This is a genomic window from Novosphingobium pentaromativorans US6-1 (assembly GCF_000767465.1).
GTDB lineage: Bacteria > Pseudomonadota > Alphaproteobacteria > Sphingomonadales > Sphingomonadaceae > Novosphingobium > Novosphingobium pentaromativorans.
Window position 1 is genome coordinate 546,117 of record NZ_CP009292.1, and the last position, 25,377, is coordinate 571,493.

The window sequence follows — 25,377 nt, forward strand, 5'->3', positions numbered from 1 at the left end:
TGCGGGATTGACTTAACGCCACACCCGACATCCACACAATCTAATTATACTACGTTTAAGGTCAACACTAAAGGGATATGGCCGGATTACTGAGGATTTCGAGCCTTTTCCGGCTCTGGCGTCGCAATTTTCGCGAGCTGGATTGTGCCATTCAATTATAACAGCTATGCGAAGCATCGAACCGAGACGGCGTACTGACAGCCGAATCAAGACAAACAGACACTGATACCGGAGGATGCCTTGGCAAAGAACCGACCCTTGATGACCGCTGCGGACGTGGACGGATTTTGGGCAATCATTCCCACCCCGGCCAAGGAAGGCGCAGATCGCTGGGACGCGACCGACACGGTCGATGTCGACGAGACAGCCCGGGCGATCGAAGACCTGATCGCGAAAGGCGTCAACGGCATCCTGACGATGGGCACGCTGGGCGAGGCATCGACGCTGACCTGGCCGGAAAAGCAGGCCTTCATGACCGCCGCCGTGGAAACCGCCCGCGGGCGCGTGCCGATTTTCGTAGGCACCTCGACGCTCAATACCCGCGACACCATAGAGCAGACCCGCTGGGCCAGCGATCTCGGGGCGGACGGGACGATGCTTGGCCCGCCGTTCTGGTGCCAGGCCAGCATGGACATGGCCGTGCAGTACTTCAAGGACGTCGCGCAAGCCTGCCCCGACATGGCCATCGCCATCTATGCCAACATGCAGGCCTTCAAGTTCGCTTTCTCGATTCCATTCTGGGCACGGGTGAGCCAGATCCCCCAGGTAATCACCGCAAAGCTGCCGCCCACGCCGCAGATGTCGGCGATGAAGCTTGTCAGCGGCGGACGCATCCGGTTCATGCCGATCGACAATGAATATGCCTCGGTGGCCCGATCCGATCCGGAATTCTTCTCCGCATTCTGGAGCAGCAGCGCTTCTTGCGGCCCGGACGTCTGCATTGCCCTGCGCGACCGGGTGATCGAAGCCAAGAAGACTGGGGACTGGAGCGCCGTCACCCGGCTCTCCGATGCGATGGAATTGGCGGTCGCCCCCTTGTTCCCGGCTGGAGGGCCTCCCGAATTTGCAACCTACAACATCATCCTGGAAAAGCACCGGATGAATGTCGCCGGCTGGATCAAGGCCGGGCCGACCCGCGCGCCCTACAACCATGCTCCCCCGCATATCCTTGAAGGCGCCGAAAAATCCGGCGCCGCATGGGCCAAGCTCAACAAGGACGTGTTGGCGGGCAATATCTGACCGTCGGGATCACGCGGTTCAAGATGACAGTTTCCCGGCTTACAGCAAAGCCGGGAACGACCTGCAGGCGATTACGCGGCAAGAAATGATCGCGATCGCCTGCAGCATGTATGACGGATGAGGAGTGCCGATGAGCGGAAACCCCCAATTGGCCGAGGATAGTGGGGCGAGCGCTGGCCGCAATCTCGGCCTCGGGCTTTGCGCCTTCACCCTCATGCTGGACGGCCTGGACAATCAGATCCTTGGCCTGGTGATGCCATCGCTCATGGCTGACTGGGGCCTGGAACGCAGCACCTTCACACCCTTCATTATCGCTACCGTCGTCCTGATGTCGGCGGGGACAAGTCTGGGCGGCTGGCTGGGAGACAGGTTCGGACGCAAGCCCATCCTGTTCGCATCCCTTGCGTTGCTGGGGGCGCTCACGATCGCTTCGGGACTGGCCAACAACCCATCGCAGCTGCTCGTGCTGCGCGGGCTCTCCGCTCTCGGCATGGGCGGCGTCATGCCCAATGCCACGGCATTGCTGGCTGAATACGTCTCGCTGCGCCACCGCAGCCTTTCCGTTTCCTTGGGCGTCGCGGCTATTCCGCTCGGCGGCGTCATGGGCGGTGTGCTGGGCTCGATTATCCTGCCCGCCTTCGGTTGGCGCACGATGTTCTTCATGGCTGGCGGGATAACCCTGCTCGCTGCATTCGTCATATCCTCGCTTCTGCCGGAATCGCCGGCGTTGAAGACCGCCCGCTCGCGGCCTGCATCGCCGGGCCGGAATGAGCCTGGCGAGGCCGGCTATGCACCGCAGGAAGGGCCTGCGGATCATGGCGGCAAGCAAACAATCTTCAGCAAGGCCTTGCGGCGTGACACGCTGGCCCTGTGGTGCGCCCTGTTCTTCAGCATGCTCGGCGTATATTCAATGATCAACTGGGTCCCCACCCTGCTGTCCCAGCAGGGATATGGACTGTCCACTGCCAGCCTGGGCCTCGCCTTGTTCAACGCCGGCGGCATTCTGGCTTCGGTAGTCGTAGCCGCCGCGATGGACCGCTATGGGTCGCGCAAGCCCCTGCTCCTGACCGGTCTTGTGGGCGGCCTCGTCGCGATGGCTGCCATACCGGCCCTCGCGCCCGGCAACGCGCCTATCCTCGCCATTGTGCCGCTGGGCGCAATGGGCTTCTTCATCGCCGGGATGCAGGCCGCGCTGATTGCCTTTTCGGCGCAAGTCTATCCCACAGCCATGCGTTCGACCGGCATGGGGGCCATGATGGCCTTCGGCCGCCTGGGCGCCCTCGCAAGCTCGGTAACAGGCACCGTCATTCTCGGGCTTGGCAGCGCCCACTTCCTGGCTGCCATGGGCGCAACGATCGTGATCGCCGGATTCACCAGCCTGCTCGCCCGCAGCCGAGCGGCGAGCCCGCGACCGCTTCGGCAGCCGGTTGCCGCAGCGACCTGACCCCTTTCTTTGCACAAGTCCAGATCTGCGCTCCCGGGCGGCTAGTGCCCCCGGCACCGCAGCCCATTCCGCTTTACTCGGCACCCCAAGTTGTTATACTAGGTTGAGCCATGAGGGCCGCCTCGCTAGCGAATCTGCAGCGCCAAAGTTGACGCTCAAGGATCGCGCGCCACGCCCGCCTGCATTTCTGCCGCCCTCAAGCGGCGTCGTTTCGCCTTACGCGGCTCCCTGCCGAGCTTGCGTTCGAATAGTTAATCTATTGCTTACCGGTGACCAACTCCATGACCAAAGTGATGCATTTCGGCGATTCCGTGTCCAGCGACCTGCGCGCAAGGGACAAGACCATCGTCGGCGGGAAAGGCGCGAACCTTGCGGAAATGGCCGGGATCGGACTGCCCGTTCCGCCCGGCTTCACCATCACCACCGAGGTCTGCACTGAGTATAACACCTCTGGCAAAGTCTTTGGCGACGACTTGCGCGAAGCCGTGGCGAAAGGCGTTGCCCATATCGAGGCGGCGACCGGGCGCAGCTTCGGGGTTTCTTCCAATCCCCTGCTGGTCTCGGTGCGCTCCGGCGCACGCGTTTCCATGCCTGGCATGATGGACACCGTTCTCAATCTGGGGCTCAATGACGACACCGTCCAAGGCCTTGTCGCGCAGTCGAACGATGAAAGGTTCGCCTGGGACAGCTACCGGCGGTTCATCCAGATGTATTCGGATGTCGTCCTGGGACTGAACCACGGTCGGTTCGAGGAAGTGCTCGATGAAATCAAGGACGTTCGCGGCTTCGCCAGCGATGTCGAACTCAGTGCCGAGCATTGGCGGGAAGCGGTGACCAGGTTCAAGGCCATCGTCGAGGAAGATCTCGGGCGGCCATTCCCACAGGACGTACAGGAACAGCTCTGGGGCGCGATCGCAGCCGTGTTCGAAAGCTGGGAAAGCGACCGGGCGAAAGTCTATCGCCGGCTTCACGACATTCCCGGCGACTGGGGCACCGCCGTCAATGTCCAGGCCATGGTCTTTGGCAACATGGGGGAAACCAGTGCGACCGGAGTCGCGTTCACCCGTGATCCGGCTACTGGTACCAAAGCCTATTATGGTGAGTGGCTGGTCAATGCCCAGGGTGAAGACGTCGTCGCCGGCATCCGCACGCCGCAATACCTGACAAGGGCTGCGCGCGAAGCCGCAGGCGCGCAAGCCGCCAGCATGGAGGAGGCCATGCCGAAAGCCTTTGCGCAGCTCGCCGAGGTCTTCGAGCTGCTCGAACGGCACTATTGCGACATGCAGGATATCGAGTTCACAGTAGAACGCGGCAAGTTGTGGCTGCTGCAGACGCGCACCGGCAAGCGCACCGCGAGGGCGGCACTCAAGATGGCCGTGGACATGGTCGGCGAAGGGCTGATCGACAAGACTACGGCCATTCGCCGCATCGATCCGATGGCCCTGGACCAGCTCATGCATCCGACACTGGACGGCGACGCACCGCGCGACGTGTTGACCAGGGGACTGCCCGCTTCGCCAGGAGCGGCAGCTGGCGTGATCGCACTCGATGCGGATACCGCCGAGCGGCTCGCGGCGGGCGGCCAGGATGTCATCCTGGTTCGTGTCGATACTTCGCCTGAGGACATTCACGGGATGCATGCAGCGCGCGGAATCCTGACCGCCCGCGGCGGCATGACGTCGCATGCCGCGGTGGTCGCCCGCGGGATGGGGCGGCCCTGCGTATCGGGAGCGCCGCAGCTGACGATCGATCTGACCAGGCGTACCGCACAGATTGGCGCTCTGGAATTCAAGGAAGGCGAGACGATCACGCTCGATGGCTCGAGCGGCGAGGTCATGGCGGGTCAAGTCCCCATGATCGCCCCGGACTTGTCCGGCGACTTTGCCACCATGATGGAGTGGGCAGATGGGTACCGCCGGATGAAGGTGCGGACCAATGCCGAGACGCCCCACGACTGCGAAGTGGCACGCCAATTCGGCGCGGAAGGCATCGGCCTGTGCCGCACCGAGCACATGTTCTTCGATGCCGCGCGCATTTCAGCCGTGCGAGAGATGATCCTGGCGGAGAGCCAGAGCGGGCGCGAGGCGGCGCTGGCCAAGCTGCTGCCCGAGCAACGCGATGACTTCAAGGCCATCTTCACCACAATGGCCGGCCTGCCTTGTACTATCCGCTTGCTGGACCCTCCGCTCCACGAATTCCTGCCTCACTCGGACGAAGAATTCGGCGAAGTGGCACAAGCTGCAGGCATCGGCATCGACACGCTCAAGCGGCGGGCCGCCGAACTGCACGAGTTCAATCCGATGCTCGGTCATCGGGGATGTCGTCTGGGCGTGACATATCCGGAGATCTACGAAATGCAGGCGCGCGCCATCTTCGAAGCCGCCTGCGAAGTCACCGCGCAAGGCGGCGCGTCAGTCGTGCCCGAGATCATGATTCCGCTGGTCGGAACACGCAAGGAACTCGCCATTCTCAAGACGCTCGTTGATGAAACGGCGCAAAAGGTATTCAGTGAGCGGGGCATAACAGTCGAATATCTTGTCGGCACGATGATCGAATTGCCACGCGCCGCGCTCCTCGCCGACGAAATTGCCAAAGAGGCGCGATTCTTCTCCTTCGGCACCAATGATCTGACCCAGACCACACTCGGCGTCAGTCGCGACGATGCCGCACGCTTTCTCGGCACCTATGTTGAGAAGGACATATATGCACGAGACCCCTTCGTAACCCTCGATATCGACGGCGTCGGCAAGCTCCTGGAGATGGCCACGACTTCAGGACGCGAGGTTCGTCCGGACCTCAAGCTGGGAATTTGCGGCGAACACGGCGGCGACCCTGCCTCGATCCACTACTGCGAGAAGATCGGCCTGGACTACGTGTCGGCAAGCCCGTTTCGCATACCCATTGCCCGCCTGGCGGCCGCGCAAGCCTCGCTGAATTGACGCGCCATGCCAGCACTCAACATCACCTTCGGGACCGGGCATGCAGGCAGCAGAAGTCCAGCCAATGAAAACGGCACTGCCAGCCAGGGCAACTGGCGCCGATTTCCCGTCCAGGTCGGCCCATGCCTTCGAAGCTATCCGGATCAGGAACAATTCGAAGCCATCTGTGCAAGGGAATTGAGCGCAGAACGCGATCATACTTAGGCAGTCCGGGGCAGTCGTGCCCCGGACCAGCTTGCGCATTGACTCAAGGGCAGCGTCAGAAAGCCAGGATAACGGCCGATATAGCCGGGCCTGCCACACGGCGGCTCGGCGTTACCCCGGAGCTTCTCAATACTGCAATTCCTACCGCAAGGTCCGGATGGCGGGGCACAAGAAGGGGTACGTGGATGCGGCCATGATTCCGAAATTGACGTCCCCACATCGTCCATTTTCAGGGAGAAGGGCGCACGGGACAAGCCCGAGGCCCTCCCCACTTCCTTTTGCGAAACCGAAAGACCTGCCTCAGACGGACATTTCCTCTAGTTTCTGAAGATTACGCTGACATCTGCGTTGTTCTCCCCCATATTCTGGAGGCTGCGTTCTGCAAGATCGTTATCCTTCAAGTATGCGTCGAAAAAATAATGGGCCGCGGTTCGTGCAAGAAGGTTTTCGCGCTTTGGATCGATAAGCGGCGTCTCAGCCTCACATCCCGGAACCTTTGCATTCGGGAACCAGTTTTCGAAGAACGCACAGTCCGGGCTCTTGTTGCCAGGCGGTACGTTATCGGCATCCCGCAGCCAGCTATGCACCCCATTCTTGATCATGATCTGATATTTTGGGCCTTCCACACGAGCAAAGGCAGCATAGGGTCGCCCGGTCATCCGGGTGAAGACATCCTTTTCAGCCGTGAGGAACAGAACCGGCACGGACACCTCCAGATGCGGAGTGCCCAAAACTCCCATGTCATGGGTCAGAGCTGTCTGCACCGGATCGCCCGAGCCTGCGAGAACCACTGCCTTCAAACGCGGTTCGTTGATACCGCCGCCGTAGGTAGCGAAGTAGCCGGTCACTCCGCCCAAAGAATGTCCAATGAATCCAATCTCCTGGGGATTGACGATCTTGCTCAACATCGGATCGGCCAGCGTCTTGTCAATCAGGAAACTGACATCACCCACTTGTTGCCTGAGGTCCGAAACATCGGCAAATTTGATATGGGTAAAGGCTGCTCGTGATGACAAGGGGAAGGTCGGCGCAACAACGACATAGCCGTTGCTGACCAACTCATTCACGGTATTCATGTTGTTAGAGGGGTAACCCATCGTTCCATGGGCGTAGATTACAAGCGGCCAGGGACCATCGCCCGCGGCGGGGGCATCGTTTTCAGGCGCGCCACGCTTGGCTGACGTAGGATACCAAATCGTCACGTCAATCCGCCGGGTATCGGATCCCTCAAAGCCCATCGACTTCTTGATGCCGCGACTTGTGTCGATCCAGGTCACAGAGCGCATGCCAACCCCATAAGGGGCGGAAGAGGCGGGCGCGGGAGCAACGGCGACGACAGCCGCATCCTTGGCTATGGCCAGGGCAGGCACCATGGAAACGGCCAGACCCAGGACCGGGCTGAGCATCATCGTGCGCAAATTCTTCATCAAAGCGATCTCCGTATATCCGGCTCCACACACGGGAGCGGGCAAGTGAGGTTAATAATGCAGGGGAAAGACAGGAAAGATGCGGCGGCCCGGCGTCGACCGCCGATCCAGCTGTCAATCACCAAAGCGATAGCGCATTGTTACTCCGTAAGTGCGCGGCTCTCCGTACATGAGCGTATCGATACCGGTGGTCGGGTACGGGTTGAAATTGTAAGTCCCATTTGCGACACCTGCCACATAGGTCTTGTTGAACAGGTTCTTGGCGAAGAAACTTAAATCAAGCGGTTGGCCTGCAACCCCTTTCCAAGACAACCGCATGTTCACGAGACGGTAGGCCGGCTGGAAAAGTTCCAACTGATAGATGTCCGGTGAAAAGGAAGTGCCGCTACGGAACGATGCATCGACATTGAAATCAACTGTTCCGAGTTCCTGACGCACTGGCAAGGTAATCGTGGCTGAAACCGAACCGGTGTTGGTCGGTGCCAGCGCAAATGGCGTTCCGGAAATGTCCGCGTTCGTCAGAGGATTGACGTACTTCTTGTATCCGGCGTCCAGATAGGAATAGTTTCCGGACAACATCAGCCAGTCCGTCAACTTGAGGCCGAAGTCGAGCTCAATTCCCTGAATGAGCGCCTTCTCGGCGTTGATAACGATGTTGGAAGCAGGTCCGGTTTGCAGACTGCGCTGCGAATTCTTGTAGTCGTTGCGGTAGGCAGCAAGATTGAAGCGACCGATCACGGTCCCGATTTCGAATGTCGTCTTTGCCCCGATTTCGAAATCGCTGACCGTCTCCGGTTCATATACGGCGAGCCCCGAGGTCCCGAACCGATTGGTGCCACCCGGTAGATATCCAGTACGGTGCGCTGCATAAAGCAGGATCGAACGGTTGAGCTGATAATCGAGCGAGAACGTGTAGGTCGTACGCTCTGACTTGGCTTTTGACGGGACTACCCCGACATTCACATCCGGAGTGAAATTGGTCGATCCAAAAATGGCGCACAATGGTGCATCCGGCAGGGCCAGACACAAATTGGCCCCGCTCAGGGCGGAGTCATCGTTCCAGGTGTGTCGCATCCCGGCAGTCGCACTGAGCCCATTGACGACACTGTCGAGATGAACCGTTGCTTGGGCGAAGAGTGCCCTCTGCTTGGTCTCAGATTTTGAAGCGACATTGTACAGCGTACCGGCAGGGATCTGCGCAAGTGACGCCATCAGATGGTTGAACTCGGGCTCCCAACGCCGAGCGAAGAAGCCGCCGACGATCCATTCGAGCGACTGGTTGAACGATCTTCCTTCTACGTGGAACTCGTCAGTCAATTGATTGGTAGTGTTGAGCAGATATTGGGGGTAGGGATTGGCAACCTGGCCGGCCGGACGAGGAGTACCATCGCTGTCGTTGCGGTTTCCAGTCCGGGTCCTGATATAGCCGAAAATGTTCTTGAGCTGAATATCGTCAGTGAGGTCTAGTGTCGTTGTATTCGCGAGAAAATCTTCACGAAGATAGTTGAGCCCGGTGAGATCGTTGTTGACCACGCGCGGCCCCAGTTTGGTCGCTGCCTCGCACAGTGCAAACCACTGGGGATCGGAGAGTGCTATCGTTCCGTTTGGATTGCAAAGGAAGGCAACAGAATTGCCGCCTCGCTCGTTTCGCCACGTGTGTTCGTAGATTGTGCTGTTGGTCAGCCCATCTGTCGGACGTAGCGTCATGGACACCCGAAAGGCAGTACCGTTGACGTTATCGAGATCAGCTCCGTCATAGATGTTGTGCGTATAGCCCTTGCGGCGTGTCACCTTCCCTGCAATGCGAAGCAGCAGGCGGTCGCTGACGATCGGAAGGTTCAGCGCACCCTCCAAATCCACAAAGTCCAGATTTCCTACGCTGGAGCTAGCGTAACCCTCAAAGTCGTTTTTCGGCATTTGGGGTGTAAGCAGCACGGCGCCGCCGGTGGAGGTACCGCCGAACAGCGTCCCTTGAGGCCCCTTCAACACCTGAATTGATTCCAGGTCGTAATAGGGAGTTTGCGGCGCACGGCCGACGGCAGCTGCGGGCACTTCGGCCCGATACAAAATCGTTCCGCTGGAATTGACGCCCGAGCTTCCTGCGGGTTGGCCTCGAATTGAATAAGCGGCATTGCGCAGGAATCCGCCTCCCTGAACCGTAAGGCCGGGCGTCTGGCCCATCAAGTCCGAAGGCTCGGAAATCTGCTTTTCCCTCAGGGTATCGGCGGTTAGGGCAGTGATTGCGATCGGGACTTTTTGCAGGTTTTCGTCCCGCCGGCGAGCCGTCACGACAATCTCGTCAAATCCCCTTTCATCCGAATATCCTGCTTCAGGCCCTCCCTGAGCCCAAGCAACTTGCGGCAGGCATGAAGCCAAGGCCGCCGCCGAACACGTTGCAGCGATCGTATTTCCCACCCTCTTCACATTCATTATTGTTGCCCTTCAAAGTGCGGTGATAGCCAATCTTCCCAAAAAGCTGTCCGGCTCGCGGAGGGTGAGCGCGTCGACTGGCCTCCTCCACGGGCATCCTTTCTCCCTTGTCCAATGCTGCAGCACGAAGGCCGATCAAGGCTGCTGCAACACAATCAGACTTCGCATGTTTTATTTCACCGTTTAAAATGTTGCGATCTTTTTATATGGCAAAATAAAAGATGGCAATGGGCAGAATATCACGCCCATGTATCGCATTTTATGTTTGTAAATCAGTTACTTAACAGAGGAAATTTGGTCGCAGCGCTAGTCGCGCCGCGGATCGGCAGCTGACTGCAGAACTTGCGCATTGCCGCGATTCGCCTGTAAGCAGCCCGTCGAGCGGTAGAGGCGCTTTGCCTCCAGATGTCCTTGATACGCTGGAGGAAGCCTCTTGAACCGGGGGAGTTTCGATGTTGCAGGTGGATGTGCAAAGAGATCGCCGAACGGCCTCACAGTGCCGTCAGCAAGGTCTCAAGACATGACATCCAGGACGTCAAAGCCCACCAAGCTTTCGATCGACACCCCGAGGAAAGGCCGCCGCCGCCCCACCATTTCCGAGGGAAGCGCAACCACAGCCGACGAGATCCTCGACGTCACGATCCGTTTGATAGCCGCCAAAGGCCTGTCAAATGTTCGAATCATAGATGTCGCGGAGAAACTCGGTGTTTGGCCGCGGACAATCTACCATTATATCGAATCCAAGGATCGCCTGATTGCACTTGCGGTTGAACGGATTTTCGAAACCACCTCACCGCCCCAAGACCTCAACACCCCGTGGAAGGCCGCGCTCAAAGAACGCATCCTGAATGGAAAAAGGACATTTCTCAAATATCCGGGGCTTCTGGAATATTTTACCAAACGCAACACTCTATTTTTTTCGAGAGGCGTCGCATCAAACTTTGAATATATGAAGGATCTCTTTTCCAAGGGCGGGATTGATGGCGAGGACTTCCGCTTCGCATTCTCCCTGGTCAACTCCTTCATTCAAGGCCAGGTTTATATCGCGGAATCGAGAATGAGCATCGAAAGAGACGCTCCTCCCAACGTCTCGGTTGATCCCGCCGATTTCCCGGTGGCCAGCTCCTGGCGACCGCCTTCTGAAGAAGAGAGCGACCTGCATCTCGACCGGCTGCTGGACATGATTGAAAACCTACCCCACCATGGCACGCACAAGCTTCGTGACGAAGCCGGGGGCGAGCTGGACAGAGTTTTGGCTGAATACGATTCCAGATTGATTGATCCGGCGCAACTGTCGCAGCTCATCCGCGCATCGCTTGCAATCGGCATGGAGGAGGCTCTTGAACGGCTCGCGCCGGCCTGAGCGAGCCATGGCGCGCCTCGAGACCCCGCCCGCCAGGACATGCAACACCCCCCTGATCGCGGTTACCCGACGCAGCCACTCCCATACATCGATCGCTTCGCCACCCAGTGCGTCATCGCGCCGCAGTTGCTGCCTAAATCCGCGAAGAGAACCAGAACCCTATCTCAGGCCCCGGGCATCAACGAATTGAAGGAGGCTACGAATGCATGACGACATCAACCGTTGGGCCGGGCCGTTGGTGCCGCCAAGCGTAGAAGAATTGGCCGACCGCTATGCGCTGGGGCAACTGGTCAAGGTCTATGCACTGGGCGCGGACATGCGCGACTACGACCTGATGCGGAGCGTCTTTGCCGACGATGCATTCGGTCAAGGCAGCACGAAGAGCGCGCCCATCGATGAGTACTTACCCTTCGTATTCAAGGGCGCCTCAGCCTACCAGGCGACGCAGCACAACATCACCAACCAGCACATCAGCATTGTCGGCGACGAGGCAGTGGTGTGGAGTTACGCGATCGCGATACACAAGGCCGAAATCGGCGGCGACAAACCGCACCTCAACATCGGGGTCCAATATCGCGACAAATGCCGGCGGACCTCGAAGGGTTGGCTGATCACCCATCGCCAGGTTGTCGTTCAGTGGAGCGAACGGTTCGAAGCGAAGGCAGATAGTTAGACGAACAGGAGAAACCCGTTCTTCATCGGGCGCCGGCTACGTGCGCGAAGCTAGGCGCTGATCGCCAAAGCAACCCCCGTGCCCCTGCCGCATGCCGCTCCGGCAATTCCCCTTTTCGGGGGCGTCTGCGATTGCAATCAGTCGAAGCGGACCCGGAGGTGATTTACCCCGCGCGCGACCAGGCCGCCGATAATCTTCGGAGGTTCCCCCGAAGAGTCCAACCGCAATTTCGGAAAACGATCGAGAAGCGCGTTGATCGCCGCGGTCATCTCGGCTTCGGCCACGAACCGGCCGAGACAGGTGTGCGCCCCGCTGGCGAAACCGATATGGCGCTTCTCCGGCCGATGGAGGTCATAGACATCCGGATTGTCCCAGCGTTCGGGATCGCGGTTGCCTGCAGCGAGGTAAATGTCCACCAGCGCACCTTCAGGCACTTCGACTCCGCCAAGCACGCTCGGTTTTGTACTGATCCGATGGAAAACCGGATCTGTGCAATTCCAGCGCAAAGATTCCTGGATCGCTGGGCGCATCAGCTCGCGGTCCGCACGCAGGTCCTCCATCTGGTCACGATTTGAAAGGAGCGCGAAAAGGGTAATGCCCATCTGCCGATAAGTCGTCCCGCCACCTGCCAGCAGCAGCAGGCGCGAGAACGAGAGGATATCCTCGTCGGAGAGCTGCGAATGATTGCCTTGCGCGTCCTTGAACGGCGCGCCGATGAGGCGCGAAATAAGATCGTCGCGCGGATTCCGCCGACTCTCGGTGATCGCACCGATCAATATCTCCCTCACCTTGGCCCGCGCTTCGGCGCGCGGCTGAGGCGCCAGCGTCGGCACCATGCTCGCCATCAGGCTTTCACGGAAGGCCAACGCCTCTTCCGACCCCAATCCATAAGCCGCGGTGACGGTATGCATGGGAAGGCGGGCACATAACTGCTGCGAAAGGTCGGCTTGGCCGTCGTTCTGAAAATCGTCGATCAGGATCGAGACGAACGGCTCGATCCACTTCTCGCGCCACCAGCCCATCGCCTGCTCGCGCGTCATCATCGGCTGGATAGACGACCGATAGCGGGCATGCTCCTTGCCGATCATGCCGAGAATAGTGTGTCCCAGCCCTTCTCGGATGAAGTCCTGTTCGCGATAATAACTGGACGAATAAGTGATATTGTCGCCCAGAACCTTGTTGCACGTTTCGAAGGTCAGCGTTGCGTAGCGTGGGCGGTCGAGCATACTATGCTCGGCCTTACCGGTGAGTTCCCTGGCAAGGCTGCCCACGAAAACCGGGCTTTTGCTGCGTAGCGCGGCGATTGGCGCGTAGATGTCGTCAACAAGCGCGTAGCCGAAATCGGCAACCTCCTTCTCGACACTGAACATCTCTTTGTAGCGTTCATCCTTGCGCGTGAGTGCAGACGTCGCTGTCACTGGAAATCCTCTCGCTCTATCTTGTTCGGTGCAAGGTTGTTCCTCATTCGGCGCCCCTGTCAAATATGGCTTTGCCGTGCACTTATATCTTTTACATTATCACAGAATTGGTCCTGCGACGAAGTGCAGGACGATGGATCCGCGCCAGATGCTGCTGAACCTTGCGTTCATGCAGAAATAGGTTGCAGACAGCCTTATTCTGTTCAAACCAGTAACTGTATTGGCCCATGCCCAATCGAAGCACGAATGGAGCGGGACTAGCAAATGAGCTACGTTAACGAAGCCGAAGGCAAGCGATCTGACGAATCCGCGATTCAGAAACTTGCAAACCACTATAGCCACGCGGTTTTTCTGCTGGACGCGAAAATGGCGGCTGCAGCCTATATGACCGACGGAATACTCTCGGCCTTCTACGGCCCGGATATCGTCGGCCGCGACGCAATAGAAACCGCGCTTGCGACCGGCTTTGCCAAGTACGACTTTATCATGCAGACTTCGGGCGCAGTGGTCATCGAAGTCCAGGGGGATGCGGCATTCATGCGCTCGTCCGTATCGGAGTGGATGCGGCGATCCGATACGTCACAGCTCGAATGCTGTTTCGGATGCTACGAAGACAAATTGGTGCGCACAGGTGCCGACTGGCGGTTCGAGAGGCGGCGCTTCATGCCGGTACACCGAGGACGCTTTCCCGGCGAAGCGAGGACCTATCGAGAGCCCCGTTTCGAAATCGGTATCTCTGGCTTCGAACTCCCTGGCCTCTCCCGCTCTTAGACTACGCATCGCCGACAGGAGGTAAAGTTCACTGGAAAGGCTTCTGGGATTGGCGAGGAAAGCGCCCACCTTTTTGGCGGAGGTCGTCATCGGCCGCCTCACCACGGTCGATGCCAAGCCGCCTTCCGTCGCAATGGCTCAGGACCGGACTGCCAGTGAATTGTCACGCCAGGCAGTTTGCGGAAACACGATCAACAAATGGAAAAATCCTTATGACAGATTCGCACAAGGTCGCCTTCATGGGCCAGGAATGGTTTGAGAACGCCAGCCGGATACTCAAGGAACTCGCAGCGCAGCATGGGAAGCCCGGCGATTCATTCAGTCTATGCGAACGCTTCACCGGCGCGCCAGCCGAGATATCGCCAAGTGGCCTAGCGGCGTGGCATTTTCGCGTCGAGGGAATGCACGCCGAAGCGAACCGGGGAGAGACTGACGACGCCGACCTGAGGATCACCGGCGATTACGGGTCTACACTGCCAATGGCTCGCCTGGTCTATACGCCGGACAATGCCGAGCAGCGCAAGGCGCACGCCGCGAAGTTTCCAACCTTGATCGAGGGCGACGTGTCCAAAGTGCCCGGATATCTATCGGAACTTCACAATAGACTCGCGGTGATCACCGCCTGACCGGCGCGCGCCAGGCATAGCCAGGGAACGGCCTGGCAGTTGGAAAACGAATAGTCGCATAGTCGCTGGGCCTTCGGCTGCGCCTGTCAGGTCGCGGTCGGGCTTCGCGTCCTCATTCAACGGATCTGCAATCATGCGCGGATGGACTGTGACGCACGCAGCGTTCCATCAACCATGACTTGCGCAAGCGAGACTTGTCTTCCCTTGGTACCCGCACATTGCCGAAGACCAATTTGTACGGTATATTAAACGTATGGTTCGATATTTCGAACTTTATAGTGATAAAGGGAAGTGTGAGGATGCACGAAACACCCGTTCGGCCCGAACTGATCGAGGCCACCGATGCGCAGATCGAAGATGCCGTTCAATATGCCGAGCTCATGGCACTGCGCGGTCTTCTGTACCTTCTGACGGGGGATGAAGCCTTCGCCCGCACCAAGCTGGAACAGGTGCGCCACGGTGCGTTCAAGATGCCGACGGTGGTCGACGAAGCCGATGTCGCGTTGCTGCGAAACGGTGCGGCCGAATTCCTCAAGTCTTACCGGGACTCCGGCGCCGGCGAGGTGATCCCGGTTCTAGACCGGCTCGCAGACAGCGTCCGGCTTACCGCGGGCCTGACTCTCAGCGACGACGACGTTGAACTGTACATGGAGGAACTGGGTCTCCCAGAGACGGAGCGTCGCATGGAATGGCAGGCGCCGCCACCCGCCGACACACTGCAGGGCTTCAAGGTCCTCGTGATCGGCGCCGGCATGGGTGGGCTCACCGCGGCGCGCGAACTCAAACGCGCAGGCATTCCTTACGAGATGGTCGAAAAGAACGCCGGTGTTGGCGGCACCTGGCACGAAAATCGCTATCCCGGTGCCCGGGTAGACACTCCCAGCCGCGGTTATACCAACACATTCGGCGTGGCCTTCGCGCCAAGTTACGCATTCTGCCCCTGGCCCGAGAACCAGCGCTACTTCGATTGGGTTGCCGACTCGTACGACCTACGAGAAAATATCCAGTTCAACACCGAGATCCGCACGCTCACATGGGACCAGCAGTCAGCGCGTTGGATCGCCATTGCCCATGGCCCCGACGGCGAGAAGATGATTGAAGCCAATGCAGTGATCACTGCGGTCGGCTTCCTGAACCGGCCGAATGTGCCGGAAATTCCCGGGATCGAGCAGTTTGACGGAGAGTGCTTCCACACCGCGCGCTGGCCCGACGAACTCGATCTGAAAGGAAAGCGCTTCGCCGTCGTCGGGACAGGCTGCACCGGCTATCAGGTGATCCCCGAACTGGCACTCGAAGCCGAGCACGTCACCGTGTTCCAGCGCACCGCGCAATGGTTGACGCCGACCAAGGGATACCTCGAGCCCTCCCCACCGCAAGTCAACTGGCTTGACCGCAACCTCCCGTTCTATTCGAACTTTCTGAGGTGCCGGTCTTCTCTCCCGGCTTTCTCGCTTGGCGATCTGACCGAGATCGATCCGGACTTCGACGATCCCCATGCCTGCAACCCCAAGAACAAGGAGATGCGCGATGCATGCATCGACTATCTTGTGCAGCGGCTAGGGGACGCAGACCTGGTTCGGAAAATGACGCCGCCGCACCCCGTCAGATCGGCACGCCCGGTGACGTGCGATGCAGACTACAACGTCCTCGATGCCATCCTGGCCGACAACACCACGCTGGTCGACTGCGGCATCCGCCGGATCAACAAAAACGGAGTAGAGGCGAACGACGGCACCCAGCATGACGTGGATGTTATCGTTTTCGCTACCGGATTCCGGGCACATGACTATCTCTACCCGATGACGGTTACGGGTCGGGATGGAAAAACCCTCGACGAGGTTTGGGCAGACAAGGGGCCGCGCGCCTATTGCGGTTCGATGGTTCCGGACTTTCCCAACTTATGGATGGTCTATGGCCCCAACACCAATGGTGCGTTGGGACCTGCAACTTTCCATGAGCTCGTAACCCGGTATGCGCTGATGTGCATGCAGCGCCTGATCCTTGACGAGCGGCAAGAGGTTTCGGTCCGGGAGGCTCCCTACATCCAGTACAACGAATATGTCGATTCACGAAATGCCACGAAGGTCTGGAGCGACCCGCGTGCGCAAAACTACTATTGGTCGAGCCATGGCCGCTCCGTGACCCAGAATCCCTTTTCACCGACCGAGATGTTCCGGTTCGTGCGAAGCCCCCGTTTCGAGGATCTGGATATCCGATGAATCGGATTTGTCACAGCGACAGGCAGCGCGTAGATCCGGCCGCTACAGCGAACGGTGCAGGGATAGGCGGCTGATGGCCGGGTCGAACAGTGCAGCACGAGCCATCAGGCTCCTCGAGTTCATGGCCGCCAGGCCGGCGCAGACGTTTACCTTGACGGAGCTGGCCCGGAGCCTTGGCCTGAACAAGTCGAGTGTGCATGGGATCGTTCACACGCTTCACGATGCCGGTTGGCTCTTCCGCTCCTCCCAGACTTCCCGGTACGGGCTCGGCCCGGCAGCGGCACACGTCGGCGCCGCGGCCACGGAGGCGCTACCCGAACTCGCTCTGGCGCTTCCCACCATGGATGCGCTGGCCGCACAATGCCAATGCGAGTGCATCTTCAGCGAATTGGTCGACGATGAAATCGTGCTGCTCGGCTCGACCGGTCCCGCGTTGATCAACAGTCCCATCCGCCGACCCGGCAACCGCATACGGTTCGCACCGCCTATCGGAACCGTCTTCGTCGCCTGGCAAACGAAGATGCAGCGAATGGAATGGATTGCCCGCGCAGGCCCGAGCGACGAAGCCTCGATAATGAAATTCGACGCCGACATGGAATCGATCCGCAGCCGTGGCTACGTGGTAATGCTTCAATCGCAGCCCGGCGCGTGGACGCACACCTTTGCCGCTGACGAGAATTCTCCTTCCAACGATGATGATGCGCCCCGCAAAATGGCAGCGCGGCGGCTCACAGAAATCCAGACGGTCGAGTATCTCAACAGCAACGATGACCTGCTGGACGATGACCCGAGATTGGTTCAATCGATCCAGGCACCGGTTTTCGCAGGAGGAGTGGTCCGCTTTGCGATCACGTTGTCCCAGATAGAACGCAGGATGAATGTAAAGATGCTGGCAAAGCTCGGTGACATGGTTCGACATGCCGCCGACAGGATTTCCGCCGAGATCGACGAGATGGGAAAGCCACGTTTCGCACCCTCAGTTTCCAGCCCCGGCCAACCAGCGGCTAGCAAACCCTGAAGCGTCGCTTGCACTTCACGGGAGGTGTCCCGAAAGTCCGCTCGCGGTAAGAACCGGCAGATGGATCTGGCATCAGTGATCGAACACGATGATCGACCGCGCGACTTCGCCACTGCGCAGATCATCAAAACCCTTGTTGATCTCGGCTAGCGAAAGGCGCTGCGATATCAGCTCATCAAGTGGCAGGCGTCCCTGCAGGTACAATTCGACGAAGCTCGGAATATCGACTGAAGGCCGAATGCTACCCAACAGCGAGCCTTGGATCTTCTTTTCGCGAATGAAGGAAAGCGAGGGAATCGAGATGTGTTCACCAGGCGACCCTGCTCCGCAGATCGTCGCGGTGCCGCCACGGGCAAGCATGGCGAATGCCTGCTCCATCGTCGAAGGCCGGCCAATGCACTCGATCGCATGATCCACGCCGCGCCCGCCAGTCAGCGCCATGACCTGCTCGATGACGTCTCCGCTCGACGCGTCGACCGTGTCGGTCGCACCGAAGCGGCGGGCGAGATCGAGCTTTCCGGCAATCCGGTCGACCGCAATGACGCGCCCTGCTCCGCATGAAAAGGCCCCGCTGATCGCCGGCAGACCGACGCCGCCGCAACCGATCACCGCCACGGTTTCGCCTGGCCGCACTCCCGCGGTATTGGCCGCAGCGCCGAAACCGGTCGAGACACCGCAGGCAAGAAGGCACGCACGATCGAGCGGCATATCCCGATTGATCGGAATGCAGCCACTCTCGTGAACAAGGACCTGCTCGGCAAAACCGCCGATACTGCAGAATTGTCCCAAGCCCGCAGCACCATCGGAAAGGCGCGGCGGCTCCTGCGCGCCCCGCAGCTGCTCGGGCGGAGCGCAGCGGTAGGCATGGCCGGTGTGGCATTCCGCGCAGTGCCCGCAATGGAAAGTGAAGCTGACGACGACGTGATCGCCGGGCTTCACGGTCCTCACCTCAGTGCCTACCTGCTCGACGATGCCGGAAACCTCGTGCCCAAGGATGGTCGGCAAGGGAAAGGGAATATCGCCGCCCAAAATGTGGAGATCCGAATGGCACAACCCGGAGGCCGCAACGCGCACAAGAACTTCATGGGCCTTGGGCTTGTCGACCGAGAGATTCTCAATCTCAAGTCCGCGCGAAAAATCGCGCAATACAGCTGCCTTCATCCGCCTATCTCCCTATTGGCTCCTTATGCAGCTTCGATTGCAGCAATTCAATAGACTCAATGGCTGCTCCGCTATATCCAGATGCACACGCCAATAAGCCGGTCTTGCTGGTCGGACGTCTCCCGCGTTCCATAACTGGCAGCCGGGGACAAAAAAGCGGTGGGAGGAAGCGGAGCAGGATGAACTGGGATGGAAATGTCGTCACCGGCACAGGATCGGGTATCGGCGCCGCTACGAGCAGATTGCTTACCGCTTGCGGCGCCCGCCGCTTGACAGGAAATGCGCCAAGGGAAAGGAAAAAGTCATGCAACTTGCTGGCAAGATCGCGCTGGTAACCGGCGCGGGTAGCAATCTCGGCAAGGTCTATGCCGCAGCCCTCGCAGATGAAGGCGCCGCAGTCGTGATTGGCGACATCGACGGCGAACTTGCCCAGGCGGCTGCTGGCGAGATCGCCGCGAGCGGCGCCCGAACCCTCGGCATCGAGATGGACATGGGAAACGAAAGCCATATCACGCGTGCGGTCGACGCAGCCATCGCCGAGTTTGGTGGCATCGACATCCTCGTCAACAACGCAGGCCTGGCGCGAGGGCGATGGAACCTTTGCTCCGAGCTCACGAATGACGAATGGCGGCACATTCTATGGGTAAACATCGCCGCTCCCCTGGCACTGGCCCGCGCCTGCCGCCCATCCATGATTGCACGCGGCGGCGGAGTGATCATCAACCAGTCTTCAAAAGCTGCCTATTCGGTCATGGAAAGCGCTTATGCCGTGTCCAAACTCGGCCTCAGCGGGCTTACCGTCGCGCTGGCTCAGGAATTCGGCCCCGACAATATCCGGGTAAACGGCATCGCGCCTGGCATGATGAACGGACGCGTCCCGCCTGAAATCATCGAACGGGCGCTGTCTCGCCAGTCGCTCAAGCGACGCGGCAAACCGGACGATCTCGTTGGAACCCTGCTCTACCTTGCAACGGATGCATCGTCCTTCATGTCCGGGCAAACGCTGATCGTCGACGGAGGTTCGACCCAGAGACCATGACCTCATACCGAGCTGCTCCGAAACCATCCGGGCCCTCTTCGGCGCCGGCTTGTGAGCACCGACGAAGGAGCGCTACGTGTATTGGCAAATCGGCGCAGAAACGCTCGCTCCAGCGTTGGACTGACAAAACTGCGCCTTATAGATTGAAGTAAAGAAATATACAAAATCACAGGAGGGCGATGTGTTGGAAAGCAACGCAGAAAAAGCACGAGAGCGAAGCGCCAACTTCGCTACAAGCGACCGTACCGCCGATGCTACAGATAGTCCGAACAACCCAGAAAACCTCGCGTCCCTCGCGGATGTTCGCTCGCTTCCCGACGATGCATTGCGGGTCTGGCAAAACATCGAGAGACTAGGTCTGACCAGGGAAGTCGCCCAGCTTGAAGTTCTGGGCTATGCAGTAATTCCGCCGGAGAAAGTCGCGCCGGCCGAATTCATCGACACCTTGCGGGAAAAGCTGTTCGACGTCGTCGAAAGGCGGATCGGGACACGTCCCGATCTTCAGGCCGACACGCCGCCATCGGCGGCATTTATGCAGAAGGATACCTCGGGGTCTTTCGCCAACTACACCTATCTGTTGCTGGAAGATCCGGTCTTTCAAAAGGCCGCAATGAACGAAGCCGTTCTCGCGATGATCGACCTGATCCTCGGGAAGAACGCGGTTCTCGCAACCTGTCTGTCACTCATGAAGGGGCCGGGAGATGCGGACCTCACCCTCCATGCCGATAACTTGATGACTCCCGCCCCCTACAGCCGCATCGAACATTTCTGCAATGTAACCTGGTGCCTGACGGATTATTCGCGGGAAAGCGGATCGATCTGCTTCGTACCCGGCAGCCACAAGTACGCCCGCCCCCCTGGCTTCGGCGAAAGCTCGGACGATCGGGTTGCAATCGAGGCGCCTGCCGGCTCGGTAATCATCTGGCCGGGCAGTACCTGGCATGGTGCATTCGCCAAGAAGACACCCGGACTACGCGTAAACCTGATCAACCAGTTCATCCGACCGGTCTTCACCGGCGAACCCTATCGAGAAAACGTGACGCCTGAAATTCTGGCCGCAAACCCGAGGCGGTTTTCCACCCTCATGGGGCAGGATCTCAATAGCGGGTGGAAGGAAGAAGGCCCCCAGAACGAGCGCGTCGCCTATAATCGCGGTCGCCACCCATACGATTGAACGTCGCATGGGCCACGGCCCGGCGAAACGCGCTCGGGCAGGAACAGGCATATCGACATGGTGAGTTTGCCACCGAGAGGTGACCGACAACCGCAGGCATTGCTAAAGGGAGAACAGGTTTGGGAAGGTTCGACGGGAAAACTGCAATTGTGACGGGAGCGGCGACTGGCATCGGTGCCGCAATCGTCACGCTTCTTGCACGGGAAGGCGCACACGTTCTGGCGGTCGACATCGACGGCGATGCGCTGCGTCACGATTTGCCAGGCATCACGAATTGCGTGTGCGACGTCACCTCGGCAGCGCAAGTGGAGGCGATGGTGCAGGCCGTGATCGACACGCATGGTCGGCTCGACATGCTGTTCAACAATGCAGGCGTCGGCGCCTTGTGCGACGTTGCCGAAACCGATGACGACACGTGGGACAAAGTCTTCCGTGTCAACATAACGGCGGTCATGTACGGCTGCAGGGCCGCTGTGCCTCATATGCGCCAGGCAGGCGGCGGCGCCATCGTCAACACCGCTTCGATTTCGGGGATGCGCGGCGATTATGGTTATGGTCCCTACAACGCGGCCAAGGGTGCCGTAATCAACTACACCCGGTCGCTAGCCCTCGATCTGGGGCGCGACAAGATCCGCGTGAATGCCCTGTGCCCGGGATTCATCGCCAACACACGCCTCACGGCAACGCTCGAAAAACTGCCCCAGCGGCGCGAATGGGACGAATCGATCCCGCTGGGCAGAGCCGGAACGGCAGACGAGATGGCGAAAGTTGCGGCTTTTCTTGCATCCGACGACGCCTCCTACGTTACAGGTGCAATCCTTGCAGCCGACGGCGGAGTGACCGCCCATACCGGCCAGGTGAACATCCATTCCGTGATCCGCAAGATGACGGCAGAAGGCACTTACCCGGCTTCCCGCGATAGCTAAGCCACGGCTGGGCACACCAGAGCGCGACGAGCGCGCCATCGTGATCGGCAGCAGGTGACAATGTGGCAGCGCCGGCTCGATCAAAGGTGCAGGGCGCTGACCGGGCTTTAAGCGCGGTCAGCGAAACGAAGCATAGATCGCTCGCTGCCATTCCTGCATCGCTGCCCGGACAGGCGAGACCGCGGCCCCGCCATCTTCCTGTGCTGGCGGCACGACCGGCTCGGAATTTTGCACCAGGTAGATCAGGATCGCGTTTTCCTGCGGGTCGGCCTGCCACCAGGTTCCGAAAGCCCCAGGCCAACCGAACGCACCGACCGATCCGGCGCCGTGTGCTGCATGTGCCTGCACATCGGTAATCATCGAAAGCCCCAGGCCAAAGCCCTGTCCCGACCAGAAACCGGGCCGACCGAGGAAATCGACCCGGCGTTGCTCGTCCGACAGCCGATTGCCGCGCATCAGCGCAACCGTCTCAGGCTGCAACAGGCGCTGTCCCGCCAGTTCACCGTCATTGAGCAGCATGCGTGCAAAGCGGAGATAGTCATCAGCAGTCGAGAACATCCCCCCTCCTCCGCCACATAGCGCGGGTGCCGCTGCCGGTGCCTTGATCGGCACCGGCGCGAGCTCACCGATCGTCTTGTCATGCCTGTAGATCGTGGCCAAGCGACCAAGCTTTTCTGCGGGAACATAAAAATCCGTATCGACCATCCCCATCGGATCGAGCAGGCGTTCGCGAAGGAAATCACGGAACGACATTCCTGCAACGCGACCCACCAGGCAACCGAGCACATCGGTGGCGTAGCTGTAACGGAACTGCTCCCCGGGCTGGAAAGCCAGCGGAAGGCTGCCAAGCGCGGTCAACCATTCGTCAGGCGTGGCAAGGGTTTCCAGAATGTTGCCTAGCGCGTCTTCATACGCGCCAACGATCGGTCCGCTTGCCGAGAAGCCATAGATGAAACCCGCCCGGTGGGTAAGAAGGTCCTCGACCATGAGATCTCGCTGCGCCGGAACCGTATCGTCCAGCGGACCGTCGCCATTTCGCAGAACCCGCAGATCCGCGAGCTCGGGAAGCCATCGCGCAATCGGCGAATCCAGAGCAAGCAATCCATCCTCGACCAGCATCATCGCCGCAACCGAAGTGATGGGCTTGGACATCGATGCGACCCGGAACAACGTATCGCGGGTCATCGGATCGCGTCGCTCGATGTTCCGCTCTCCCAACACAGTGACATCCCGGATATCGCCGTCTTTCCAGACCAGCGTCACGGCACCCGAGAGAATGCCTTGTTGAATCAATGCCTCCGGGATCAGCGATGCCCGGGCGAGCCCAACCGTATCGAATTCCGATGCCACGCTTCTTCCTTCGTCTTCCCGCCATGCGCCCCTTCGGCACCCGGCAACTTTCGTTACAAATTCAGTAATCGCAATCCACTTTGAAGGGAAAAGTGTCCCCAGAACAAGGTTCATCTTCGCGCACCAGGTGATCGCCGAGCCGAACGACTTTGAAAGTCTGCCAATTTCTGGGGTCTGGAGGGCCAGATCGATTGCCGGAAAATGGACGGACGAGGAAATGGCCGCAGATATTCGCAAGCGAGGCAAGGATGGCCTACCCATCAGGTCCGGACTTTTGCTAGGGTTAGGACCCATCGATATGAGAGGCGCGATATGATTCAGGCTCTTTGAAGAGACTTGATTTGAATGATTTGTTCTGGCTGACGGACGAACAAATGGCGCGGCTTGAGCCGCATTTTTCCCAGGAGCCACGGTAAGCCCCGGGTTGATGATCGACGGGTTTTGAGCGGGATCGTCTTCGTGAACCGCAAGGGGCTGCGCTGGCGCCGCGATGCACCAAAGGACTATGGACCGCACCAGACGCTCTACAATCGGTGGAAGCGGTGGGGTGACAAGGGCATCTTTCTGGGGATGATGGATGGTCTGACCACGCCCCAGGCTTGCGAACGCAAGATGATAATGATCGACGCGACCTATTTGAAGGCGCACAGCACGGCATCGAGCATGGCGGTAAAAAGGGGGATGCGGGACGCCTGATCGGGCGCACGAAAGGCGGCATGAACACCAAGCTTCATGCCGTGACGGATGCGAACGGCCGCCCGCTCAGCTTTTTCATGACCGCAGGCCAGGTCAGCGATTATATCGGTGCCGCCGCCCTGCTCGACGAGCTTCCAAAAGCCCAATGGCTGCTCGGTGATCGTGGCTATGATGCTGACTGATTCCGCGATGCCTTGCAGGAGAAGGGGATCACGCCCTGCATCCCGGGCCGAAAATCCCGGAACAAGGCCGTCAAATACGACAAACGCCGCTACAAACGCCGAAACCGCATCGAGATCATGTTCGGCCGCCTCAAGGACTGGCGCCGGGTGGCGACACGCTATGACAGGTGCCCAACAGCCTTCCTCTCCGCAGTAGCTCTCGCCGCGACCGTCATCTTCTGGCTCTGATCAGTGAGTCCTGACCCTAGCTTATGAACCCAACGAGCGGCTACTCAACCGGCTGCGTAGTGAAATCGCTGAGACCGGGGTCGATGTACGCTTGAACACCGCGGCAACACCCGAGTTGCTGCGCGAGTTGGGGGCAGATGAAGTGATTGTCGCCATCTGCGCGATCCGTGGTATGCCGGCCATTCCTGGCAACGTAGGCGCGGCGACCGGGGCCACCGCTGACCTTGATCTCGTCCGCAGAGCGACCCATGCTTGGATGCCTATCGGCGACAAGGTTGTGATCATCGGCGGCGAACTGGTTGGCGTCGAATTGGCGGAATTCCTTATGGAGCGCGGAAGGCAAGTGACCGTGGTCGACGTGCCCTGACGCTTCGGCAAGGGGCTGACGTTAGTCCGAAGGATGAGACTGCTATCAGAACTCAAGGCACATGGCGACACTCTGGCAACCGGTGCACAGGACATAACGATCTCTGCCGCGGCAGTCAGTTGGACCGACAGCAAGGGCCAGTCGCAATCCGCTGCCGCGAATACGGTCATCGTTGCCAAGGGGGCAGAAAGCGACTTGAGTTTGGCCGAGGATCTCAAGGCTGCTGGCTTCAAGGTTTATTCGGTCGGTGACGCCAACGGCGTCGGATATATCGAAGGTGCAATGCGTGGCGCAGCGAAGGCGGTGAAAGAGATCGCGGGAGGCTAAGACCTCCTCACCAGTTACCGAGTGAATATGCCACCTAATTTGAACGCAATGGAACAATTGCTCTCAAGACACGAGAACTCTTGATCCTTCGATTTCGCCGGCCGAGTTTGCTTCCTCGACCAGGGTTAAACCCGGTCAAGGAAGCGCAGGATTTCT

The 25,377-nt window shown here is 59.4% G+C and carries 19 protein-coding genes and 1 pseudogene; 15 read left to right on the forward strand and 5 right to left on the reverse strand.

The annotated features are described in order from the left end of the window. Positions 1 to 261 precede the first annotated feature (261 nt). The 3 genes from JI59_RS21155 (at position 262) to ppdK (ending at position 5,622) form a co-directional block, all read left to right on the forward strand. Positions 262 to 1,239 (forward strand): dihydrodipicolinate synthase family protein, encoded by a 978-nt coding sequence (locus tag JI59_RS21155; protein WP_007014323.1) that lies wholly within the window; start codon positions 262 to 264, stop codon positions 1,237 to 1,239. A gap of 130 nt (positions 1,240 to 1,369) precedes the next feature. Next, positions 1,370 to 2,683: an MFS transporter gene (locus JI59_RS21160; RefSeq protein ID WP_081474028.1), complete on the forward strand. Its 1,314-nt coding sequence runs from the start codon at positions 1,370 to 1,372 to the stop codon at positions 2,681 to 2,683. A gap of 281 nt (positions 2,684 to 2,964) precedes the next feature. Beyond that, positions 2,965 to 5,622: a pyruvate, phosphate dikinase gene (ppdK, locus tag JI59_RS21165; RefSeq protein WP_039857882.1), complete on the forward strand. Its 2,658-nt coding sequence runs from the start codon at positions 2,965 to 2,967 to the stop codon at positions 5,620 to 5,622. Between the two features lie 521 nt (positions 5,623 to 6,143). On the opposite strand, the gene JI59_RS21175 is transcribed toward ppdK, so the two are convergent. Continuing rightward, on the reverse strand, positions 6,144 to 7,253 hold the full coding sequence (locus JI59_RS21175; RefSeq protein ID WP_041565039.1) for an alpha/beta hydrolase family protein: 1,110 nt from the start codon (positions 7,251 to 7,253) through the stop codon (positions 6,144 to 6,146). Between the two features lie 114 nt (positions 7,254 to 7,367). Further along, positions 7,368 to 9,683, reverse strand: coding sequence for a TonB-dependent receptor (locus tag JI59_RS21180; RefSeq protein ID WP_007014318.1), 2,316 nt, complete (start codon positions 9,681 to 9,683; stop codon positions 7,368 to 7,370). A 520-nt stretch (positions 9,684 to 10,203) separates the two neighbouring features. Here JI59_RS21180 and JI59_RS21185 point away from each other — a divergent pair. Beyond that, a complete protein-coding gene (locus tag JI59_RS21185) occupies positions 10,204 to 11,046 on the forward strand; it encodes a TetR/AcrR family transcriptional regulator (RefSeq protein ID WP_039857780.1) in 843 nt (280 codons plus the stop codon). Positions 11,047 to 11,248: 202 nt separating this feature from the next. Beyond that, positions 11,249 to 11,719, forward strand: coding sequence for a nuclear transport factor 2 family protein (locus tag JI59_RS25820; RefSeq protein WP_007014316.1), 471 nt, complete (start codon positions 11,249 to 11,251; stop codon positions 11,717 to 11,719). Between the two features lie 137 nt (positions 11,720 to 11,856). Here the strand turns inward: JI59_RS25820 and JI59_RS21195 are convergent, their stop codons facing one another. Continuing rightward, the gene (locus JI59_RS21195) at positions 11,857 to 13,137 is read right to left on the reverse strand and encodes a cytochrome P450 (protein WP_007014315.1); all 1,281 of its coding nucleotides are present in this window, start codon (positions 13,135 to 13,137) and stop codon (positions 11,857 to 11,859) included. A 264-nt stretch (positions 13,138 to 13,401) separates the two neighbouring features. On the opposite strand from JI59_RS21195, the gene JI59_RS21200 reads away from it, so the two are divergent. The 4 genes from JI59_RS21200 (at position 13,402) to JI59_RS21215 (ending at position 17,771) form a co-directional block, all read left to right on the forward strand. Continuing rightward, positions 13,402 to 13,908, forward strand: coding sequence for a nuclear transport factor 2 family protein (locus JI59_RS21200; RefSeq protein ID WP_007014314.1), 507 nt, complete (start codon positions 13,402 to 13,404; stop codon positions 13,906 to 13,908). A gap of 212 nt (positions 13,909 to 14,120) precedes the next feature. Beyond that, positions 14,121 to 14,534 (forward strand): hypothetical protein, encoded by a 414-nt coding sequence (locus JI59_RS21205; protein WP_039857777.1) that lies wholly within the window; start codon positions 14,121 to 14,123, stop codon positions 14,532 to 14,534. A 299-nt stretch (positions 14,535 to 14,833) separates the two neighbouring features. Further along, positions 14,834 to 16,753, forward strand: coding sequence for a flavin-containing monooxygenase (locus tag JI59_RS21210; protein WP_007014311.1), 1,920 nt, complete (start codon positions 14,834 to 14,836; stop codon positions 16,751 to 16,753). Between the two features lie 73 nt (positions 16,754 to 16,826). Continuing rightward, positions 16,827 to 17,771 carry an IclR family transcriptional regulator gene (locus JI59_RS21215; RefSeq protein ID WP_007014310.1) on the forward strand — a complete coding sequence of 315 codons (945 nt, stop codon included), beginning with the start codon at positions 16,827 to 16,829 and terminating at the stop codon, positions 17,769 to 17,771. A 72-nt stretch (positions 17,772 to 17,843) separates the two neighbouring features. Here JI59_RS21215 and JI59_RS21220 read toward each other — a convergent pair whose 3' ends face one another. Then, positions 17,844 to 18,932 (reverse strand): Zn-dependent alcohol dehydrogenase, encoded by a 1,089-nt coding sequence (locus JI59_RS21220; protein ID WP_007014309.1) that lies wholly within the window; start codon positions 18,930 to 18,932, stop codon positions 17,844 to 17,846. Positions 18,933 to 19,236: 304 nt separating this feature from the next. Here JI59_RS21220 and JI59_RS21225 point away from each other — a divergent pair, with 304 nt between their 5' ends. The 3 genes from JI59_RS21225 (at position 19,237) to budC (ending at position 22,071) form a co-directional block, all read left to right on the forward strand. Further along, the gene (locus JI59_RS21225) at positions 19,237 to 19,971 is read left to right on the forward strand and encodes an SDR family NAD(P)-dependent oxidoreductase (RefSeq protein WP_007014308.1); all 735 of its coding nucleotides are present in this window, start codon (positions 19,237 to 19,239) and stop codon (positions 19,969 to 19,971) included. 184 nt (positions 19,972 to 20,155) lie between these two features. Further along, positions 20,156 to 21,145, forward strand: coding sequence for a phytanoyl-CoA dioxygenase family protein (locus tag JI59_RS21230; RefSeq protein WP_039857774.1), 990 nt, complete (start codon positions 20,156 to 20,158; stop codon positions 21,143 to 21,145). A gap of 119 nt (positions 21,146 to 21,264) precedes the next feature. Then, on the forward strand, positions 21,265 to 22,071 hold the full coding sequence (gene budC / locus JI59_RS21235) for a meso-2,3-butanediol dehydrogenase (RefSeq protein ID WP_081474024.1): 807 nt from the start codon (positions 21,265 to 21,267) through the stop codon (positions 22,069 to 22,071). 117 nt (positions 22,072 to 22,188) lie between these two features. Here budC and JI59_RS21240 read toward each other — a convergent pair whose 3' ends face one another. Beyond that, positions 22,189 to 23,715 (reverse strand): serine hydrolase, encoded by a 1,527-nt coding sequence (locus JI59_RS21240; protein WP_138921461.1) that lies wholly within the window; start codon positions 23,713 to 23,715, stop codon positions 22,189 to 22,191. A gap of 47 nt (positions 23,716 to 23,762) precedes the next feature. Here JI59_RS21240 and JI59_RS26370 point away from each other — a divergent pair. From JI59_RS26370 to JI59_RS27800, 3 genes and pseudogenes are all read left to right on the forward strand, one after another. Further along, positions 23,763 to 24,527 (forward strand): annotated as a pseudogene (locus tag JI59_RS26370) (IS5 family transposase). A 91-nt stretch (positions 24,528 to 24,618) separates the two neighbouring features. Further along, entirely contained in the window at positions 24,619 to 24,894 is a 276-nt protein-coding gene (locus JI59_RS27795; RefSeq protein WP_007014301.1) for an FAD-dependent oxidoreductase, read from the forward strand. Between the two features lie 33 nt (positions 24,895 to 24,927). After that, entirely contained in the window at positions 24,928 to 25,221 is a 294-nt protein-coding gene (locus tag JI59_RS27800) for a hypothetical protein (protein WP_007014300.1), read from the forward strand. Positions 25,222 to 25,377: the final 156 nt, after the last annotated feature.

What these genes read in the sequence shown, in the direction of transcription:
- JI59_RS21155 (WP_007014323.1), top strand. Translation starts at nt 262, where the DNA reads ATGACCGCTGCGGACGTGGACGGATTTTGGGCAATCATTCCCACCCCG.
- JI59_RS21160 (WP_081474028.1), top strand. Translation starts at nt 1,370, where the DNA reads ATGAGCGGAAACCCCCAATTGGCCGAGGATAGTGGGGCGAGCGCTGGC.
- ppdK (WP_039857882.1), top strand. Translation starts at nt 2,965, where the DNA reads ATGACCAAAGTGATGCATTTCGGCGATTCCGTGTCCAGCGACCTGCGC.
- JI59_RS21175 (WP_041565039.1), bottom strand. Translation starts at nt 7,253, where the DNA reads ATGAAGAATTTGCGCACGATGATGCTCAGCCCGGTCCTGGGTCTGGCC.
- JI59_RS21180 (WP_007014318.1), bottom strand. Translation starts at nt 9,683, where the DNA reads ATGAATGTGAAGAGGGTGGGAAATACGATCGCTGCAACGTGTTCGGCG.
- JI59_RS21185 (WP_039857780.1), top strand. Translation starts at nt 10,204, where the DNA reads ATGACATCCAGGACGTCAAAGCCCACCAAGCTTTCGATCGACACCCCG.
- JI59_RS25820 (WP_007014316.1), top strand. Translation starts at nt 11,249, where the DNA reads ATGCATGACGACATCAACCGTTGGGCCGGGCCGTTGGTGCCGCCAAGC.
- JI59_RS21200 (WP_007014314.1), top strand. Translation starts at nt 13,402, where the DNA reads ATGAGCTACGTTAACGAAGCCGAAGGCAAGCGATCTGACGAATCCGCG.
- JI59_RS21205 (WP_039857777.1), top strand. Translation starts at nt 14,121, where the DNA reads ATGACAGATTCGCACAAGGTCGCCTTCATGGGCCAGGAATGGTTTGAG.
- JI59_RS21210 (WP_007014311.1), top strand. Translation starts at nt 14,834, where the DNA reads ATGCACGAAACACCCGTTCGGCCCGAACTGATCGAGGCCACCGATGCG.
- JI59_RS21215 (WP_007014310.1), top strand. Translation starts at nt 16,827, where the DNA reads ATGGCCGGGTCGAACAGTGCAGCACGAGCCATCAGGCTCCTCGAGTTC.
- JI59_RS21220 (WP_007014309.1), bottom strand. Translation starts at nt 18,932, where the DNA reads ATGAAGGCAGCTGTATTGCGCGATTTTTCGCGCGGACTTGAGATTGAG.
- JI59_RS21225 (WP_007014308.1), top strand. Translation starts at nt 19,237, where the DNA reads ATGCAACTTGCTGGCAAGATCGCGCTGGTAACCGGCGCGGGTAGCAAT.
- JI59_RS21240 (WP_138921461.1), bottom strand. Translation starts at nt 23,715, where the DNA reads ATGGGTCCTAACCCTAGCAAAAGTCCGGACCTGATGGGTAGGCCATCC.
- JI59_RS27800 (WP_007014300.1), top strand. Translation starts at nt 24,928, where the DNA reads ATGAGACTGCTATCAGAACTCAAGGCACATGGCGACACTCTGGCAACC.